The sequence below is a fragment of the Oxobacter pfennigii genome (assembly GCF_001317355.1).
Lineage (GTDB): Bacteria > Bacillota > Clostridia > Clostridiales > Oxobacteraceae > Oxobacter > Oxobacter pfennigii.
The window spans coordinates 42854-61631 of record NZ_LKET01000035.1 but is presented as its reverse complement, the minus strand read 5'-3'; the positions used below and the strand labels follow the sequence as shown (position 1 = coordinate 61631).

Below are 18778 nucleotides of genomic sequence, written 5' to 3'. Positions count from 1 at the left end.
ATTATCCACTCCATCTACAGTTTTCTAACCAGGAATTTTTTAGCTTCATCAAGAGGCATGTCATACCTTATGCTTTCAATAACGGTTATGATGTCCCTTATTTCAAACTCCAGGAGCACATCAAAGGCAATGGCCTCAAGTATATCCATCCTGTGTCTTTTTTTAAGCTTTTTTACTATGTAATACTGATACCTTAAGCTCCTTCTTTCCATAAACATATTCTTAGTATTCTCATTATCAAAGAGAAAATTGTATTTTGTATTGAGAATTTTATCCTCAAATTCCTTTAAGCCGGTACAATAGCAAAGTTCTTTAATATCCCTCACGCTCAAAATATGTCCATGGGGTATCGTATAATTAAACAAAAGCTCTCTTGGCATGTTATAGTAATTTATGCCCCTGTATATCCACTGTATATTGAGCAGATCCACACTGGTACCCTGAAGCTCGTCAATTATTTTTTTATCGTTTTTATTAAGGCTTTCAAGAGTTTTATAGAATATATCAAAGTAAGCCAAATCCAGTACCATTTCACCTAAAAAGATATTCTTTTCTCCCTTTTCCTCCTCTAAAGGCAAAAGATAACTGTAATATTCGGTGCCTTTTAAACTTAGGATAAAATCATCTATTGTTTTTGAAGAGAGAAGAGAATCTACCCTTATACCGGAAAACTGCCCTAAATGGGCAAAGGATTCTCTGTTTAAAGAGGATATCTTGCCGTTTTTAATGCTTCTCAATACTTTTTTTAAATCTTCTATCTCCCTTTTCAAAAAGACATACCTGAAGAATTTTTTATAATTGTTATTAAAATAAAAGATGAGTTTTCCTATTTGCTTTACATGGTCCTTTCTTATTAATATCTCCAGTTCTCCTCTGTGTATTTTATTTTCGTCAATATCATGAAGAACAGACTTATAATGAGTTTCATTTTTAAGATAAGCAGCTATCTCATTTATGCCTTTTTTATTAAGAAGGTTATTAAAATCCTCTTCCTTTAAAAATCTGCTCTCTAAAGCCCTTATTTTTGTATTTACCGCCTCGTAATGAATAAATTTATTCACTTTATATGTTCCCTTCTATAATCTGTATAAATATTTTTTCTTCGAGGGACTCACGTATTACGGCAAACTTCTCTTCAATGTGCTGCACTTCTTTTTTTGATTCTTCCTTTATTACCTCTGCCGACCTTTGTGCTTCTTCCAGTGCAGAATCATACAACTCTCTGGATTTTAGCTCAGCCTCCGTTAATACATCCTTTTTCATTTTTTCTATCGTTTCTTTTGCTTCCCTTTGAGCTTCATTAATCCTCTCTTCAGTTCCCGTCAATATGATGCTGGCTCTGCTATCAATATCGATTATATGCCTTATGATTGCATCCAATTTAAACACCTCTCACACAAAGATATTGATTATAATATGAATCAAAAATGAGCTTTGTATTCGAGTTTTAACGTCTGATTGAAATTTTAATGTATATAGGCAAAAACTAATGTGCATTAAAAAAACAATTTCTTTCACCTCCCTCAAGGGGTAATGTAAACTTGAAGATTGCACCGCCTTCTTTTTTATTGGCCGCTTCTATTTTACCGTTATGTGCTTTAATAATCGACATACATATAGACAGCCCAATACCCATACCACGTGAGGAATCTGAGCTTTTTTTACCGTTTGGAACATAGCTTTCAAATAAATAGGGAAAATCATTCTCCGAAATTCCTTCACCGTTATCGCTTACTTCAAACACTGCAAAATTATTTTCTTTTTTCACATTTACATCAATTGTTGTATTTTCTCCTGAGTGCTTGATCGCATTCTCCATAAGATTAATAATTACTTGCTCAATTAATGTTCCGTCCATTGGAATAAGTAAAAGTTCATCCGGAACTTTTACATTTATTTTACGTTCTTTAAATCTCTTCCTAGTTATACTGATTGCCTCGGCGACTACTTCTTCCGCCGCTTCCGGTGTCTTCTTTACATTCATCGTACCTTCATTAATCCGTGTCACAGATAAAAGATTTTCAACCATCCTTATAAGCCATTGTGAATCCTTCTTTATATCTGAAGCAAGTTTGATGTGGGTCTCTTTATCCAGTGAATCTCCATTTTCAAGTATTGCGGAGCTTGCACCTAAAATGCCCGTTAAAGGCGTCCGTAAATCGAAGGAATTGCCCATATAAAGATTTCGTTAAGAACCCTATTAAAGGCCATTAAAAAGAGAGCTTATTCAAGATGCTGATTTTGAAACACCTGAACAAGCTCCCATGGAGATCTTTGAATGCATTGAGTTTATACTATACTAGGCGGATGTATTCCTCACTTAGCTATCTGCCCTTTTCAAATTATCTGTTTTGAATTTATATTATCTAATCAAACTGTTTTTAATGTAAATGTAAATGTGCTGCCCTTCCCCGCTTCACTATCTACCCATATATCGCCGCCGTGAATTTCAACAATTTTCCTGGCAATAGCAAGGCCAAGACCTGTACCGGCACCGCTTTCCGCCCCCTGCCTTCCCTGGAAAAATTCCTGAAATATCCTGTCATGAAATTCCCTTGGTATTCCTGTTCCATTATCTTTAACAGAAATATACATCCGATTGTTCATGCAATGGGTAAATACCTCTATTTTCCCTCCTTGAGGCGTAAATTTTATAGCATTGCCTATTAAATTTGTCAATACCACTTTTATTTTATCGGGGTCGGCCTTGGCCATGGGGAGTTTTTCATCTATATAATATTCTAAATAAATATTCTTAGAACCGGCCTGCTCCGATAACGATTTTATCGTCGGTTTGATAATATCTTCAATAGAAGAGGGCTTTATATTTACAGTCATTTTCCCCGATTCGATCCTGGATAGATCAAGCAAATCACTTACCAGTTTGGCAAGCCTCTGCTCTTCTTCTTGTATAACAGAGATGATTTCCCTCTGATTTTCGCTTATCTTTCCTGCAGTACCATCAAGCAGCATACCCGCACCCATGCTTATTGATGTCAATGGGGTCCTGAACTCATGGGACACAGTAGAAACAAAATCAGACTTTAACCTTTCTACCTCTTTAAGATGAGTTATATCCTGAAGTATAGCAACTGCACCATTTATCTTGTTGTCTTTACCGAGTATGGGAGCTACTGTTATATCATAATATATAACCTTCCCACGTATCTCTAATAAAATAACGTCCTGATGACTTCTATTATTTTTAGGGACACCTTTTAAGGTTTCGTAAACAGAGTTGAAAATAGCTTTATTGTTGATTACTTCAAGCAGATGCCTTCCCGCTGCATCGTTTTGGCTTATTGAGAATACCGATTCACATTCAGGGTTTATAAGTATTATTTTATAATCATTATCCGTAACAATTATAGGATCGGAAATACTGTTTACAATAGCCAGTGACTTGTTCTTTTCGCTGACCAGTTTTTCAAAATTCAGCTCCTCAAAGTGCCGGAGCCTGTCAGTCATGTTGTTAAATTCCGATGCGAGCTTCCCTATTTCATCATCGCCATTTATTTTTATTTTATGAGGAAGGCTGCCCTCTTTAATTAGTTTGACTGAATCCGTTAACTGCTGTATAGGAATAAATATTCTGGACAGCAAATAAAACAACAATGCAAGGCCTAAGATAACCATAATAATGGAAATCATGGCACTTACCCATATGGAGCGGTCAGCATTCTCACTTGCCTTGCTTTTACCTGCAAACATAGCCTCTTCATTAATCTCTAAAAGCTGTTTACAATAATTTTTTGTCTCAATAAAATGCTGTCCCACAGACCCGTTATAAAACTCCATGGTCTCCGGTATACTGTGCCCCATTCTAAAATCCTGAAGCTGCCGTACGGAGTTATAGTATTCCTTTAAGGATAAGTCAATTTCCTTTACTATTTCACTTTCTCCTGCTTCAGTAATGTTTGTGGCTGCCTTAAGATATGATGCGGTGAAGTTTTCATAGCTATTTTCAAATCTTTCTAAAGTTTTAGATGAGCTATCAATTATATAAGAATATACTGTCATATGTCCTTCATCCAGAGTTTCGACCATATTCCTGGCTGCAATTATGCTTTTATAGTTTGCCTCCATTAAACTGTTTATACTTCTGCCAAGATTAAAAAGAGCTATAATAAAATATATACTTATTCCGAAAAGCAGTAATATAAGTATTATATATACACTGAACATCTTGGCTTTTAAGCCGCGGACTGGCATAAAAAGACCTCCTATAAACCGGCAGTGCAATAAATCATTTATTTGCCATTATCAAATTGTCTGGCAGTATTAAAAAACTTCAATGCTTTATCATTATCTCCTCTGTTCTCGTATACTTTCCCTAAAAGGTAGTATATTTCGCTTCTTGAAGGGTCAATGGATAATGCCTTTTTTAAAAGCCTGAACCCTTCTTCATAATCATCCCTTGAAATTAAATTTTTTACTTTCTTAATGTAATCTTCAATATCGCAGCAATCCCTATCCCCGCCATTTTGCATTTCATCCAGCATCGTCCTGACCTTATCGGCGCTGAAGGGCTTTTGAAGATATGCCACCGCCCCCAGTTTCGTACATTCCACTGCGTTTTTTACAGTTGCGAAGGCAGTCATTATTATTACAGGCATATTCTTATTCATTGCTCTTATTTTCTTCAAAACCTCGGTTCCGCTTATCTCAGGCATCTTTATATCTAAAAATATCAAATCAATATTTTCTCTTTCAATCATTTCTATTGCCTGCTGCCCATCTACTGCAGTTATAACTTCATATCCTTCAACTTCAAGACATGTGGACAACAACTTTCTTATATTCTTTATATCATCTACTATCAAAACCCTCTTACCCATGATTACCTCCTTGGATAGTATTAACGATAGTGAATAGGCAGTGTAAACGTCAATACATTCTCGAAATCCGGCTTGCTATCATACCATATCTCTCCCCCGTGAGCTTCAATTATTTCCCTCACGGCTGCCATCTCCAACCCCATACTATGAATTTTAAAGCTATTATCTTTAATGTCTGCAAGTTTCTCAAATAAGCTTTCATAATATTCGGCCGGTATTCCCTCTCCTGAACCCTTTATGCTAATACATATATTTTTTGATGCTAAAAAGGCACTGATAGTAATACTTTCTCCGGATCTTGCATACATTAAGGTGTTTTTCAACAGACTGTTAATTACCAATACAACCTGACCGCAATCCGCATTTATTTCCGGTAAATTGAGTTCCGCGTTATATGCCAGACTAATACCGCTATCTTTTGCTTCCTCATTCAGGTTATTTACGCACTCTTCAATAATACTGGCAATATTACACTGCTGCATGGCAAAAGCATATTTATTAAGTTCTATCGTTGATTTTTGGATAAGCTTCTCTATCAAATCTGATAATGCTTCTATGTCCTCCTGAATTATCTCAATTATCTTCTTCTGCCTTTCGCCTAAATATCCTATATTTTCATTTGTAAACATACTTATTCCTATCATCAACGATGTTAAAGGCGTTCTGAACTCATCGGAAATTATTGATATAAGATTTGATTTTATTTTTTCAATTTCTTTTAAGTGCGTCAAATTCCGGAGTATTATTATGATATCGTCTCCTATAGGCTTGACCAGTACATTATAATAGCTATCCTTTCCCCCGGAATTAATGCATATAACCTTTGGTTCTGTATTTTGATGCAAAGAGCATGAATATAAAATGTACCCAAACAAATTCTCATCCTTCACAATATCCATAAAATGCTTATTTAGTACACTGATTTCCTTTATACCTAATAAGCTTTCACATGTATTATTTAAAATCTTAATTTCATAATCAGCATCCAGCATTATTACAGGATCTGTCATGGTATTTATAATATCCTTTAATTTATTTTTTTCACATCTCATCCCTTCAGCTAGTTTTTCTTTAATCTGCTGCAGCTTTATAATAAAGCTTCCAGCGGCTCCTGAAAAAATGGCCAGCACAATAGGATATAAAACCCGGTTAAACCTGTATAATGAAACCCCCGACACACCTCCGGCGGTTATACACAAAAATATGATCAAGGTATATGGTACGTTAAATTTTCTTATTTTTTTAACCATAAATCATCTCACCCTATTAGAATGTTATATCTAATTAAAAGTATATAAGGGCAATTATATAAAGTCACGCAGCCATACCGATAGTAAACCTTAAAAATAAGAGAAACCCGTGCGAATTAGATAGTTAGTTTTCCCTGGTAGTTTAAAATACACAGGATTTTTTTCAAACACCGTTTTGCCAACATTTCAGTAATTATAAATTCCGGGATTATAATTAGGCTATGAGAAAACCCTGTATCATAATTCAGAGTTTTGCCACGGAAGGGAAGTGATGAGATGCATATAATCGTTATAGGATGCAATAAAGTCGGCTCTAATTTAGCCAAGGCTTTATCTGAAGAAGGCCATGATGTGGTAGTAATAGACAGTAATCCGGAAAATTTTGATCAATTGGGTTCCGGCTTCAATGGAATAACAATTTCCGGAGTACCCCTTGATGAAGATATTTTAAGGTCTGCAGGTATCGAAAGGGCAAATGTTCTGGCTGCAGTAACTCCTGATGATAATATGAACGTCGTGGTCTCCCAAATTGCCAGGGATATTTTCAATGTACCAAGGGCCATCACGAGAGTTTATGACCCGGAAAGAAGCCTTGTTTTCCAGCAGATGGGATTTACCACAATTTGTCCGACAAACTTGGTGGTAGCCCAGGTTAAAAATATAATCAGTCAAAGCAGCAGCTCAATATGGCAATCTTTTGGAAATAAGGATGTAAGCCTTAGATATACCGCTCCAGATAAAAAGTTCATAGGAAAGTTCATTAAAAGCATTGTACCAAACTATAATTCATTTATATTCGGTGTTATTAAAGGCAATGAATTTATATTTGCCACACCTAATCTAAAAGTGGACGATGGAGATACCATGGTGGTGGCGGAATATCTATAGGCAGGAAGGTGAGAGAAATATGTATATAGTCATTGTAGGAGGAGGTAAGGTGGGGTATCATCTTGCTAAAACCTTATGCACCACCAAACACAGGATAATAATGATTGAAGACAATAAAGAGTTATGCATGAAAATAGTAAATGACTTAAATCCGCTTGGGATCTCAGTTATTAACGGCGACGGTACCGATATAAACTTTCTTATAGATGCAGATATAGAAAGGGCAGACGCATTAATCGCTGTGACCGGGCGGGACCAGGATAATCTTATAGCCTGCCAGCTGGCTAAACAGAGGTTCGGTATCAAAAAGACCATTGCAAGGGTGAACAACCCTAAAAACATAAATATTTTTGAGCAGTTTGGAGTGGACTCTGCAGTCAGCAGTACCAGGCATATCGCGGATATCATAGAAAGGGAAGTGGATATTTCCGGAATAAGGACTTTAATTACTGTAAAGAACAGTAAGATATCAATAAATGAAATTAAGATACCTTCTGACTTTCATGCCGTTGACAGGCAGTTAAAAGACTTGCATCTTCCTGAAAACAGTATACTAATTTCTGTAATAAGGGAAGAAAAGGTCATTATACCTAATGGGTTTACAGAAATAAAGCCAGGTGATCTTGTAATAGCTATTTCTAAAAACGGAAATATGAAGGAGCTTGAAGATTATCTTTTAAGCAGTAAATGAGGTGACTATCATGTATAAAAAAACAAAAGACAGCGTTTTGGGAATTATCTCTGAAGTTTTGTATGTGTTTGCTCTCATTGCACTAAGCATAATTGCTGCTTTATTAGTGGACATCGGAGGTTTTTAAATTGACCAGGAACAAGCTTATTGACTTCGAGATTATTGGATATTTTGTCGGTAAAATTACTTTAGGCATAGGGCTTATACAGGTAGTTCCTCTTGTTACAGCATTGGCTTACGGAGAGTGGGACATATTTTTGAACTTTGTAATAGGCAGTTCCTCCTCTTTAATATGCGGTAACGTACTTGTCATGCTTTGCAAGTCGGCAAAGGGTAAAAAGCTGGGCTGGGGTCATGGTATGGCAGTTGCAGCCCTTTCCTGGCTTTTGGGCATGATGCTCTGTGCCATACCCTATTATCTCTGCGGAAACTATTTATCGTTTTTAGATGCATGCTTTGATGTAATGAGCGGCTTCACCACAACAGGGCTGGTTCTTATACAGGACCTTGACCATGTTTCCAATGGAGTCAATATGTGGAGGCATATTTTAACCTATGTAGGCGGACAGGGGATGGTGGTATTAGCCCTTACTTTTCTTGTAAACGGCACCAACGGCGCCTATAAAATGTATGTCGGGGAAGCCAAAGATGAACAAATTCTCCCAAACGTCATAAGCACTGCCAGGGTAATATGGTATATCAGCATCGTTTATCTCATAGTTGGCTCTTTAGCATTATGGATTAACGGTATGTTAATAGGTCTGAAGCCTGACAGGGCTTTGCTCCATGGCATGTGGGTATTCATGGCTGCCTGGAGTACCGGAGGGTTTGCTCCCCAGTCACAAAACATAATGTATTACCACAGCCTTTCATATGAGCTGCTAACAGTAGCCCTTTTTGTAATAGGATCCTTCAACTTTGCCCTTCATTATGCGGTATGGACCAGAAAGAAGGCGGAAATCCGGAAAAATATAGAAATAATTTCCATGACCATTACGGTAATCATAACTACAATACTCGTTATGCTAGGGCTTATGAAGCTTAATACTTATCCGGATTTTATATCTATGTGCAGGATGGGCATTTATCAGCTCATCTCCGGCCATACTACCACAGGTTTTATGACCCTTTATGCAAAGCAATTTTATAATGAATGGGGAGATATTGCACTTCTCGCAATGATAATCGCAATGCTTATCGGCGGAAGCGCATGCTCTACAGCAGGAGGTTTTAAAGGCCTGAGAATAGGTATAATTTTTAAAACATTTATGCAGGATGTAAAGCGCATGATAATTCCCGAATCTATGGTGCAGATTGAAAAATTCCATCATATAAGGGATATTACCCTGGAAGACCGGCATACACGCAGTGCAATGTTAATAGTCATACTTTATGTGATAACATTCACTATAGGCACAACAGCCGGGGTGCTGAGCGGCTACCCGTTTTTAAGCTCAGCTTTTGAATCTGCATCTGTGACAGGAAACGTGGGGCTTAGCATTGGTATCACCCAAGCTTCTATGCCGGATATGCTGAAGGCGGTATATATAGCAATAATGTGGGTAGCAAGGCTTGAATTTATGTCTGTATTAGCCCTGGCTGCATTTATTATCAGTGAGGTGAAGGTGAAATGGGCAAAATAAAATATACCCTTATGACAGTCCTGTTTTATGTATTATTAACAAATTCGGCATATGCAGAAGGTATAAGCAGCAATGATCTTATAGACAAAGCCAAGGAATATGACGGCAAAGAGGTTATCTATACCGGCGAAGTCATAGGGGACGTAATGAAAAGAGGCGATTATGCCTGGATTAATGTTTTTGACGGGAATAATTCCATAGGGTTGTGGATCCCTTATTCAGATGGCCAAAAAATCAGTATTGCAGGTTCATATAGCCATAAGGGTGATATTGTCAGAGCCCGAGGAATCTTTAACAGAGCCTGCAGCCAGCATGGAGGAGAGCCGGATATTCACATCGAAAGACTTGAAATACTTGAAAAGGGATATAAAAACGCTAGAGTTATAAATACTTCAAAAAAATATATTGCCTCAGCACTTCTTGTAATGTCATTGGGGCTTACAATATTTATTTATAAAAGGCATTTATGATTTATGAAAAGAGGTATCGGCATGCCTAAAAAAATACTCATCGTAGAAGATTCGAGAAATATAACCGTGATAACAAAAATGTACCTTGAAAATCACGGATTTGAAGTTACAACGGTAAGTGATGGCGTAAGTGCAATAGATACTGTATTTAATTCCCATCCGGACCTGGTCCTTCTCGATGTACTTATACCAAGGATGAACGGTTACCTTGTGGCTGAAGCATTAAAGCTTGATACGGCTACAAAGCATATACCCGTAATTGTGATGAGTGCCAAGGCCCAGTCGGATGACATAAAAAAAGCTCTAGAGCTTGGTGTGGAGGATTATTTAATAAAACCTTTCACACCTGAAGAATTATTGGATAAGATCAGACATTCTCTTGTGGAGGGATAACATGAATAATAGCCTACTGGTTATTGATGATGAAAAAAATATAAGAATTATGCTTGCAAAATGCCTGGAATCGGAAGGATATAAGGTAGATTGGACAGAAGACGGCATCAAAGGGCTGGAATTATTTGGTGCAAATAAATATGATGTAGTTCTGCTTGACATGAAGATGCCGGGGTTAAGCGGTATTGAAGTATTGAAAAAACTAAAGGAAATAGATAAGGACATATCTGTTATAATGATGACGGCTTACGGTACCATTGAGTCTGCCGTAGAAGCAATGAAACTCGGTGCTGTCGATTATATTAAAAAACCCTTTGCACCCGATATCATAAGATCTGAAGTCAAGATTGTACTTGACAGAATAAACCTGAACCCTGCTGATACGAAAGATTTCCTCTCCAGCCTTCAGTATGCTAAAAAATGTATGGTATCCAAAGACTATATAAATGGGAAAAAATATCTTATGAAGTCACTATCCTTTGATACAAACAGCCCTGAAGTATATAACCTTTTAGGCGTGCTGGAAGAATACAATAACGAACTTCATGATGCACAGAAATACTACCGTATGGCCCTTTGTATCGACTACACCTATGAACCTGCAAACAAAAATCTTCAAAGGACAGCACAGTTTATATATACTTCAGAAGGTATAGAACTAGGCTATAAAAATAACCCTATTACCGATGATCCAGATAACGCTAACAAATAGTAATGACAATTAACCCGGGCCCACATAGGGTACCGGGCTAATTATTATCTGACAGAGCATTTCCCTTTAAATAGGCCATTATATCGATGAACATCTTTAATATAATTTGTAAAAAAATAAAATCATGTTTGTAAAAAACTAGTTTTATTTTTATATAAAATTCACAATATAAACCTATAATCCTATTAGTATGGGGAGAACTTCAGATGTGTTTTATGAAATGGAAAACAGTATTAAATAAACTTTACAAAAATTTTATGGCCGATGAAATAACTGCATTAAGTGCCCAAGTGGCATATTATCTTATATTATCCTTTTTTCCTTTCCTCATTTTCACGGTTACCCTAATAAGCTATACAAACCTGGTGGATATGGAGAAGCTGTCTATTTTATCCGAATTTATTCCCGGCAATGTATATGGACTCATTGTGGATTTGATAAACAATATAATGGAAACCAGAAATAGGGCTTTTATATCTTTAGGCATAATAGGCACAATTTGGAGTGCCTCCACAGGAGTTCTTTCATTTATGTACGGAATGAACAGAGCTTATAGGCGCAAAGAAACCCGGCCATTCTTAATGGTCCGGGCTCTGTCAATCTTGTTTACTCTGGCATTATCTTTAATATTAATATTATCTATTATACTTGTGGTCTTCGGAGAAGTGCTGGGAAGGCATATTTTAAATTTTTTATCTATTCCCCAAAGCTTTAATATAATTTGGGATATATTGCGTTACATCATGGCACTATTAACTTTACTTCTGGTCTTTATATTTTTTTATCTATACATTCCAAACTGCAAACTCACAATAAAAGGGGTATTGCCGGGCTCTGTCCTTGCAACCGCAGGCTGGGTCATTCTCTCCGCAGCCTTTGAGTTATATGTAAATTATTTCAGCAATTTCTCCAGAACCTACGGCAGCATCGGCACTGCCGTCGCCCTTTTAATCTGGCTTTACTGGAACAGCATCATCATCTTCATAGGCAGCGAACTCAACGCCATACTCTACAACCCCGACTGCCGAAACTAGTCATAGCCTCTGATAGCAAAGAGCTTTCCGGCCGCAATGTTCTCCTGACTTTTTGCTAGTAAACACCTCTAATATTTAATTCTTTCACCCATAATTTAATTGATTGTATTTTAACCTTGATAATAAGCCTAATCCTACATTCAAGAGGAATGCGGGTATTTAACGGTACTGTAGATAAATAGTGTACCGCCGACCAGGAATAATAGCATGACGCTTAAAACACCATAGCGGGAGTGGCCGGTTATCTGGCTGAAAAAAGCGTATAGGGCGGGACCCATTATGGCTGCAAATTTACCGAATATATCATAGAAACCGAAAAATTCGTTTGCTTTTTCCTTTGGTATCATTTTACTGAAGTATGATCGGGATAATGCCTGGATTCCACCTTGAGAAGTAGCTACAAGCATTGCTAATATCCAGAACTCAACTACAGTTTTCATCCTGTAAGCCACGATACAGATTATAATATAAGTTATAATGCCTGTCAGAATCATCTTGCTGTTTCCCACTCTTTCTGCCAGCTTTCCGTAAATAATGGCGCATGGGAAAGCTACTATCTGAGTAGCAAGAAGGGCTATAAGCAGTGTATTGCTGTCAATTCCTACGCTGTCTCCATAGACAGACGCCATGTGGATTATGGTATTTACCCCGTCAATATAGAAAAAGTATGCAAGAAGGAAAAGAAAAATATGCTTGTATCGGCGTATGTTTTTAAAGGTATCAAAAATCCTCCTGAAGCTGTTTATAACTATATGTTTTTCTTCTTCAACATAGTAGGACTGTTTTACATCCTTAAGGATGGGTATGGAAAAGAGTATCCACCAAACTACCGTTATAATAAAGGAAAATCTGGTGGCGACGGAAGTTGGAATCCCTATTTTAGGCCCGAACATAATAAGAGCTATGGAAGCGACAAAAGGAATGGTGCTGCCGCCTATATATCCCAATGCAAATCCGTAGGTAGATACAAGGTCCATACGGTCTTCGGCGGTCACATCCACTATAAAGGCATCATAAAAAAGATTGGCTCCTGTAAAACCTACAACACTGACCATATAAAGCACCAGCAAATAAACCCAGTGTTCTTTTAAAGCAAGGAATCCGGTGGATAACACGCCAACTCCTAAAAATACTTTAAACATTTTCATTTTCATATTTTTATAATCCCCTATGGTTCCCAAAACAGGAGCCATCAAGGCAATTATAAGGGTGGCGGCTGATGTGGCATATCCCCAGTAGGAATCTGCCATATTGGCACTTACGCCCGCATTTCTAGCTATGCTTTTAAAAAATATGGGCAAAACGGATGCCGTAACGATAGCGGAATATGCCGAGTTTGCCCAATCATACATTATCCAGCTTTTTTCCTGACGGGTAAATTTACCGAACATAGTATATTCCTCGTTTCTTTTATAATATCTATAAACAATAATAACATTTATTTACATTGAAGTATTAAGGATTTATTAATTACAGGTAAATTATTCACAGGAAATCTGATGGAAACTTTTTCAATTTATAAATTTTTATTCGTATTATTGTTTCTGTTTATCCATTCGGGCTTTAACAAGCCATACATATAAAGGTCATGCCTTTTTCCGTCCCGCAAGACAAAATCCCTCAAGGCACCTTCCATTATAAAGCCGGCGCCTTCATACAACCTTATGGCAGGCTCATTGTAAGCCAATACATTTAACTGTATTCTATAAAAATTAAACTCATTAAAGCCGAAATCCAGCATAAGTCTTATGGCTTCCCGGCCTATTCCTTTTCCTTTATAATTATCGTCGCCAATACCGATAAAAATGGTAGCAACACCGCTGCTCCAGATTATATCATCAAAGCCTGCTATGCCTACTATCTTTCCGTCATCATTAGACCTTACCGCAAATAAATATTTATCGTTGTTTTCAAAACCCTCTATAAGTTCTTTTACCGTATTGCGCGACATGGGAAGAGCAGGAAGATAGTCATAATATCTTAAGAATTCCACATTATTAAACCAGCCTTCTACAATGTCAAGCTCAAACTCCTTGATGGCCGTCAGCTTCACTCTTTTTCCTGCAAGTAAGTTTCTCATGGTACGCCTCCTACTGTAAATCTACAATATATTTCTTTTCCAGCCGTACAGGATGATAGGAACTTTTGACTTTTCTCAAGCCTTCTATTCCTAGGTCTTCCTCCCTGTTTAAAAATTCTACCTCAGAAAAATTTCTTTCGGCAAATTCTTTGTTAATAAAGGCATAAATGCCCTTATACTCCGGATCTCCCTTTTCAACATGGATTATGGCCATTTTTTCGTTGACTTTTTCACCTATTGTAAAGCCGGCCATTTTTCCTTCCACATAAACCGCCATTCCCAACAGATTTAATTCTTCCATATTGTTCAGTACATCTTTTACGCCATAGAGTTCAAATTTAAGCTGCTCGCTCTTTTCTTCCTTGCTTTCATACCAGGCTAGTGAAAAATCCATACAGTCCTGTATTACTTCCCTGGATTTTATTTCTTTTATAACATAATCATAATTATTTACAAACTGGTTATAGTGATTTTTTTTGCCATGATATTTGTTTCCCGTCAATTCTATTAAGTCCTTGCTGTTATATATATAATCAAAATTGTCCGTATCCTCGACAAATTTGATTTTTTCTCCCATAGTTTGATTAATGTCATGGAGGAAAGGGAGTTCAACATCTCTGAATAAATTTATAAATCCGCCGCATTCTTTTTCCAATCTATCCAGTTTCAGTATGATATCCTCTAGATTATTCAAATCATATCCTATGGGCTGCATGAAATATGATCCCATATTGTTTATGGATTTTTTGATAATCAATATATCATTACATACCGCATACTCAACATTGCACATTTTTCTCCAAAGGTATAATGTAGCAAATGAATATTCGTAGGTATTGAAATAATATTCCCCCATATATTTCATAAATAATTCCCGGTCTTCAAGCCCTAAAGGCTTAAACTTCATCATCAATATCCTCCTTAGTTACACTATATACAATATTTTATGAAAAATTATCAATCCTTGATACATAGGCTTAGATTGCGACTTATCCTAGCGCACGTCAAAGTTAAAAGCACGGGATTACCGTACTTTCAAGCCTTATAAGTCAATTATAACTATAGGTTATTCCACATCTTCAAACACTTCAACCGGAGGCATTTCAAGAATTATTGGGTTCTCCACCAGCTTTTTAAATAATTTAAAGGCATTTGCATAATAATAACCATCAACTATTCTTTCGTCTCCTACAGCTTTAAAATTGATATATTTCTTCTCCGTAGTATTGCTTTCCCTGTCAGTAACCCTTTCTTTTCCCTTTATTCCAAAAGCTATAAATGTAGAGGTGGTGCCGAATTCATATATGTGATGATAAATGGGCTGTATGCCAAGAGACCCTAAGTCAGTTACAAAAGCACTTGTATGAAAAGGACTCACTTCATTTATTATTTTCGGCATAAGTCCAAAATAATCAAGAGTTTGTAAAAACCAAACCAAGAATTTCACTATAAAACCCGGACAAAGCATGAAAATCCTTGCTGTTTTATCAGTATCGTTCTTAGAATCTTCCTTCTTGTTCTTTTCTATGGCATCATTCATTTTTTCAACCACGTCAAACAATGTATCATCCGGCTCAAATTTGAATTTTATAGTGGTTTCAGGGCTGTCTACGCTCATTTTTCTTTTTACTGCCAGTGAAATAAGTATTTCATTTCTTGCATAAATTTTTTGACCGGCAACAAAACGATTAACACCCGGCTTTTGCGAAATTAACCTCACCATGGCTGCAATGATAACATGGAGATACCCTATATTCTTTACGCCCTGGCTTCTTTTTTGCTTCAGGTAGCTTTCGGTTTCCGTAACATCAAACTTATCATGAAAATATACCTGAGAATCCACCCTTGTCTTCATTATATAGGGCATTATTTTATAAAAGGGATCCAGACTCCTCAATAACCTTCCATCATATCTGTCACCGAAACGCCTTTTATACTTTCCCATACGGCTTTCCTCTCCCTTAGAATGCTGTTTACTATAAGTATATTCGCGCTGTTTCTCCTTATTTATATGTTAGAAAATTACCCTTCTTAATTCAAATATCATTGAATCTGTTTACAGATTCAATGATATTTGAATTATAGCAAAATACATATTGATTGGCAAACCCTGTAATAAGGCAAAATTCACTAAAAAAATGAATTATATTAATGTAATAAAAATCATGGGAGTTTGACAAAGTCTATGAATAAAGCTATCATGTTAAAAGATTAAGTTTTAGGAGGGAAAGCTATTATTAATTATAAGATGGTCATTGATAAAAAAAGAGCTTTGTTTGTTTTCATATTAGTTGCGGCTCTCATAACAGCTTCGATAATCACCTATATATGCTTAAACAGAAAAACAATTACTGTGTACATAGGCAAAGAGCAATTTGAGATAACAACATATGAAGATACTGTAGATAAAGCTTTAAAAGACAATGACATACCTTATGGATTAAAGGACAAGATACAGCCTTTGCCGGATGCAAAAGTAAAGGATAAGGATGTAATAAACATTAAAAAAGCCGTGAATATAAAAGTATTGTACGGCGGAAAAGAAATTGAAGTACAAACTGCAGAAGACAGTATTTTAAATATGCTTCAGGCTGAAAAAATAGAAATTGACGAGGATGATAAGGTCCTGCCTTCAAAGGATATCCAAATTGCCGAAGGCCTGATAGTTACGGTAATAAAGGTAGATATTGAAACTCTTGATGAAATTGTGCCCATTAAATATAAAGAAACTATAGAGTATAACAGCAGGATTAATAACACTGAAAGAAAGGTAAAGCGAGAAGGAAAAAACGGAACTAAAAAGGTAACTACCAAAATAACATATGAAGACGGCACAGAGGTATCCCGGGAGGTTGTAAGTGAAGAAATTCTTGAACCTGCAGTTGATAAAATCATCGTAGCAGGCACTTATCCTTATATGCCGGTATCCAGAGGCGGTGAGGCTATGACCTATTCAAAAGTCTTTAAGGCAAAGGCGACGGCTTACTGGGCTATCAGAGGCGTCGGGAAAACTTATACAGCATCGGGAAGAAAAGCCGTAAGAGACCCGGAAGGCTACAGCACCATAGCCGTTGATCCTACTCTCATTCCTTATGGAACAAAGCTTTTTGTTGAAGGTTACGGTTTTGCCATAGCCGCTGACACAGGTTCAGCCATAAAAGGGGAATTTGTAGATGTATATTTTAATACGCTGCAGGAAGCTCGAAAATGGGGATTAAAATATGTAAATGTATATATATTAAAGTAGGACAACTAGAGTTGTCCTACTTTTTATATAAAATAGGTAAGTTCTCTTTTCTATTTTTTTATAAACAAGGATTGCAAAGGACGGGGCATCCTTGCCGTAAAGTGGGGGTGCTCAGTAAAAATACCTTGGCATTTTTACGGCGAAGGGGCACATATGTCACCTTCGATAAGTTGCGCAGCAACTTTTTTTTATATGGCCAAGGCAGCAATTGCCGCACCTGTCAAAGTTGCATCTTCACCCTTTATAAATTCACAATATATACCCATTTCATCATTCATAAATTGCTTCACATAATAATTCAGTTTATCCTTAAACAGCTTGGACTTGTAAAGCAAAGAGCCCTCTGCCGCAATACACACAGGGCTGCAAGGATTTTTGCCCTTTCCTGTTTTTAAAATTATGGAGGATAAATGTATGGCTGTAAGCTTTGCCGCTCTTTCCATCATGGAATCAATAATATGATATATTATAATTTTATCCTCATAATTGCCGTAGCAAGCCAGTCTATTATCGCCATAAGGATAATACAAAAATTCATTCATCTCCTGGGTAGTAACTTCCTTTAATTTAACAGAGCTTTGGCTGAATTCCTTTGAAAATAACCCTTCATTTATTCCTTTTTTTATTACTGAGGATATAAGTCCTCCTATGTATCTACCCGATATCATCTTCTCATGTAGGTATTCACCTGGATTTGCTGTGTCTCTGTCGAACTCATCATCTATAATTCCCCTTTTGTTTTTATCATAGCCTCCGGATTCTATATTTATAATCATTGACCCAATTACCGGTATTTGATTCTCAAGCTTTTTTATATTTATGTTTTCTTCAATATAACAGGTGTTGGTGCCGGTGCCTAATATAAAACCTATAAATGAGTCAAACTGCCTGTCAAGGCATGAAGCTTTGCCTCCTAGAAGGGTAGCTGCAGTATCATTTAACAAAACTATATCCTTATAATCAGTAAAGCCCTGATTTTTCATGGTTTTTAAAAGATTTTCCCCTATGACTTCACCCTCTAAGCCCTTTACCTTAACTTCCTTGGTAAATTGTATAAGCCTTCCGTCTCCATTAGGAAGTATTTCTGATGGATACGAAAAGCAAAAACCAATTTTTTTACTTTTGTTCAGCAAAGGGCCGATGTATCCAATTATTGTTCCAAAAAATTCTTCTTTGGAAACCTGGCCTTTTGCTCCCGGCATTGGAAAGAGGCTGTAATTCTCAATAACCGGTTTCTTATCTTTGTCAAAATGAACAACTGCAGAACGGAAGTTGGTTCCTCCGGCATCTAATACAATAACCGGCTCTTCCAATAAAATTTCCTTATGGGCAGATAAATAGGAAGGCAGCATTTTAAGGCTGCTTAATTCTCCCTCTAAGCCTTGTTCCATCTCCCGCATGAAGGTGCTGCAGCTAAAATTCATATCAATGCTTTCATGTCCCATTGAATATTTCTTTAAAAACTGTGATACAATTTCCCGGTGCTTTTTCATTTAATCACCCATTTTATTATAATTCTTCTATAATTATAA

At 36.7% G+C, this 18778-nt stretch carries 18 protein-coding genes and 1 pseudogene; 8 read left to right on the top strand and 11 right to left on the bottom strand.

Annotated features, from left to right (window positions below; genetic code table 11):
- Positions 1-14 precede the first annotated feature (14 nt).
- The 6 genes and pseudogenes from OXPF_RS13065 to OXPF_RS13040 all read right to left on the bottom strand — a co-directional run bounded on the left by OXPF_RS13065 (position 15) and on the right by OXPF_RS13040 (position 6088).
- On the bottom strand, positions 15-1061 hold the full coding sequence (locus OXPF_RS13065) for a V-type ATPase subunit (protein ID WP_054875670.1): 1047 nt from the start codon (positions 1059-1061) through the stop codon (positions 15-17).
- A gap of 1 nt (position 1062) precedes the next feature.
- The gene (locus OXPF_RS13060) at positions 1063-1380 is read right to left on the bottom strand and encodes a hypothetical protein (protein ID WP_054875669.1); all 318 of its coding nucleotides are present in this window, start codon (positions 1378-1380) and stop codon (positions 1063-1065) included.
- 106 nt (positions 1381-1486) lie between these two features.
- Positions 1487-2185 (bottom strand): annotated as a pseudogene (locus OXPF_RS13055) (sensor histidine kinase); the annotation flags it as partial.
- Between the two features lie 185 nt (positions 2186-2370).
- A complete protein-coding gene (locus tag OXPF_RS13050; RefSeq protein ID WP_054875668.1) occupies positions 2371-4212 on the bottom strand; it encodes a HAMP domain-containing sensor histidine kinase in 1842 nt (613 codons plus the stop codon).
- Between the two features lie 38 nt (positions 4213-4250).
- The gene (locus OXPF_RS13045) at positions 4251-4838 is read right to left on the bottom strand and encodes a response regulator (RefSeq protein WP_054875667.1); all 588 of its coding nucleotides are present in this window, start codon (positions 4836-4838) and stop codon (positions 4251-4253) included.
- A gap of 20 nt (positions 4839-4858) precedes the next feature.
- A complete protein-coding gene (locus tag OXPF_RS13040) occupies positions 4859-6088 on the bottom strand; it encodes a sensor histidine kinase (protein ID WP_054875666.1) in 1230 nt (409 codons plus the stop codon).
- 276 nt (positions 6089-6364) lie between these two features.
- On the opposite strand from OXPF_RS13040, the gene OXPF_RS13035 reads away from it, so the two are divergent.
- The 7 genes from OXPF_RS13035 to OXPF_RS13005 all read left to right on the top strand — a co-directional run bounded on the left by OXPF_RS13035 (position 6365) and on the right by OXPF_RS13005 (position 11919).
- Positions 6365-6976, top strand: a complete 612-nt coding sequence (locus tag OXPF_RS13035) for a potassium channel family protein (RefSeq protein ID WP_054875665.1) — start codon at positions 6365-6367, stop codon at positions 6974-6976.
- Between the two features lie 19 nt (positions 6977-6995).
- Complete coding sequence (locus OXPF_RS13030; RefSeq protein ID WP_054875664.1) at positions 6996-7667, top strand: potassium channel family protein; 672 nt, start codon at positions 6996-6998, stop codon at positions 7665-7667.
- 128 nt (positions 7668-7795) lie between these two features.
- Entirely contained in the window at positions 7796-9310 is a 1515-nt protein-coding gene (locus OXPF_RS13025) for a TrkH family potassium uptake protein (protein ID WP_054875663.1), read from the top strand.
- Positions 9298-9780: a hypothetical protein gene (locus OXPF_RS13020; RefSeq protein WP_054875662.1), complete on the top strand. Its 483-nt coding sequence runs from the start codon at positions 9298-9300 to the stop codon at positions 9778-9780. Before OXPF_RS13025 ends, OXPF_RS13020 begins: the two co-directional genes overlap by 13 nt.
- Positions 9781-9801: 21 nt before the next feature.
- Positions 9802-10173 carry a response regulator gene (locus OXPF_RS13015; protein ID WP_054875661.1) on the top strand — a complete coding sequence of 124 codons (372 nt, stop codon included), beginning with the start codon at positions 9802-9804 and terminating at the stop codon, positions 10171-10173.
- A gap of 1 nt (position 10174) precedes the next feature.
- Positions 10175-10885 carry a response regulator gene (locus tag OXPF_RS13010; RefSeq protein ID WP_054875660.1) on the top strand — a complete coding sequence of 237 codons (711 nt, stop codon included), beginning with the start codon at positions 10175-10177 and terminating at the stop codon, positions 10883-10885.
- Between the two features lie 206 nt (positions 10886-11091).
- Positions 11092-11919, top strand: a complete 828-nt coding sequence (locus tag OXPF_RS13005; RefSeq protein WP_054875659.1) for a YihY/virulence factor BrkB family protein — start codon at positions 11092-11094, stop codon at positions 11917-11919.
- 140 nt (positions 11920-12059) lie between these two features.
- Here the strand turns inward: OXPF_RS13005 and OXPF_RS13000 are convergent, their stop codons facing one another.
- From OXPF_RS13000 to OXPF_RS12985, 4 genes are all read right to left on the bottom strand, one after another.
- A complete protein-coding gene (locus OXPF_RS13000) occupies positions 12060-13310 on the bottom strand; it encodes an MFS transporter (protein ID WP_054875658.1) in 1251 nt (416 codons plus the stop codon).
- A gap of 125 nt (positions 13311-13435) precedes the next feature.
- Positions 13436-13999, bottom strand: coding sequence for a GNAT family N-acetyltransferase (locus OXPF_RS12995; RefSeq protein WP_054875657.1), 564 nt, complete (start codon positions 13997-13999; stop codon positions 13436-13438).
- Between the two features lie 10 nt (positions 14000-14009).
- Entirely contained in the window at positions 14010-14909 is a 900-nt protein-coding gene (locus OXPF_RS12990; protein ID WP_054875656.1) for a DUF2156 domain-containing protein, read from the bottom strand.
- A 156-nt stretch (positions 14910-15065) separates the two neighbouring features.
- On the bottom strand, positions 15066-15944 hold the full coding sequence (locus OXPF_RS12985) for a hypothetical protein (protein WP_054875655.1): 879 nt from the start codon (positions 15942-15944) through the stop codon (positions 15066-15068).
- Between the two features lie 303 nt (positions 15945-16247).
- Between OXPF_RS12985 and OXPF_RS12980 the strand changes: the two genes are divergently transcribed.
- Positions 16248-17246 carry a 3D domain-containing protein gene (locus OXPF_RS12980; RefSeq protein WP_054875654.1) on the top strand — a complete coding sequence of 333 codons (999 nt, stop codon included), beginning with the start codon at positions 16248-16250 and terminating at the stop codon, positions 17244-17246.
- A 188-nt stretch (positions 17247-17434) separates the two neighbouring features.
- On the opposite strand, the gene OXPF_RS12975 is transcribed toward OXPF_RS12980, so the two are convergent.
- On the bottom strand, positions 17435-18739 hold the full coding sequence (locus OXPF_RS12975; protein ID WP_054875653.1) for a hexokinase family protein: 1305 nt from the start codon (positions 18737-18739) through the stop codon (positions 17435-17437).
- Between the last annotated feature and the right edge of the window lie 39 nt (positions 18740-18778).

What these genes read in the sequence shown, in the direction of transcription:
- OXPF_RS13005 (WP_054875659.1), top strand. Translation starts at nt 11,092, where the DNA reads ATGTGTTTTATGAAATGGAAAACAGTATTAAATAAACTTTACAAAAAT.
- OXPF_RS13050 (WP_054875668.1), bottom strand. Translation starts at nt 4,212, where the DNA reads ATGCCAGTCCGCGGCTTAAAAGCCAAGATGTTCAGTGTATATATAATA.
- OXPF_RS12975 (WP_054875653.1), bottom strand. Translation starts at nt 18,739, where the DNA reads ATGAAAAAGCACCGGGAAATTGTATCACAGTTTTTAAAGAAATATTCA.
- OXPF_RS13035 (WP_054875665.1), top strand. Translation starts at nt 6,365, where the DNA reads ATGCATATAATCGTTATAGGATGCAATAAAGTCGGCTCTAATTTAGCC.
- OXPF_RS13030 (WP_054875664.1), top strand. Translation starts at nt 6,996, where the DNA reads ATGTATATAGTCATTGTAGGAGGAGGTAAGGTGGGGTATCATCTTGCT.
- OXPF_RS13015 (WP_054875661.1), top strand. Translation starts at nt 9,802, where the DNA reads ATGCCTAAAAAAATACTCATCGTAGAAGATTCGAGAAATATAACCGTG.
- OXPF_RS13020 (WP_054875662.1), top strand. Translation starts at nt 9,298, where the DNA reads ATGGGCAAAATAAAATATACCCTTATGACAGTCCTGTTTTATGTATTA.
- OXPF_RS13045 (WP_054875667.1), bottom strand. Translation starts at nt 4,838, where the DNA reads ATGGGTAAGAGGGTTTTGATAGTAGATGATATAAAGAATATAAGAAAG.
- OXPF_RS12985 (WP_054875655.1), bottom strand. Translation starts at nt 15,944, where the DNA reads ATGGGAAAGTATAAAAGGCGTTTCGGTGACAGATATGATGGAAGGTTA.
- OXPF_RS13010 (WP_054875660.1), top strand. Translation starts at nt 10,175, where the DNA reads ATGAATAATAGCCTACTGGTTATTGATGATGAAAAAAATATAAGAATT.
- OXPF_RS13040 (WP_054875666.1), bottom strand. Translation starts at nt 6,088, where the DNA reads ATGGTTAAAAAAATAAGAAAATTTAACGTACCATATACCTTGATCATA.
- OXPF_RS12980 (WP_054875654.1), top strand. Translation starts at nt 16,248, where the DNA reads ATGGTCATTGATAAAAAAAGAGCTTTGTTTGTTTTCATATTAGTTGCG.
- OXPF_RS12995 (WP_054875657.1), bottom strand. Translation starts at nt 13,999, where the DNA reads ATGAGAAACTTACTTGCAGGAAAAAGAGTGAAGCTGACGGCCATCAAG.
- OXPF_RS13000 (WP_054875658.1), bottom strand. Translation starts at nt 13,310, where the DNA reads ATGTTCGGTAAATTTACCCGTCAGGAAAAAAGCTGGATAATGTATGAT.
- OXPF_RS12990 (WP_054875656.1), bottom strand. Translation starts at nt 14,909, where the DNA reads ATGATGAAGTTTAAGCCTTTAGGGCTTGAAGACCGGGAATTATTTATG.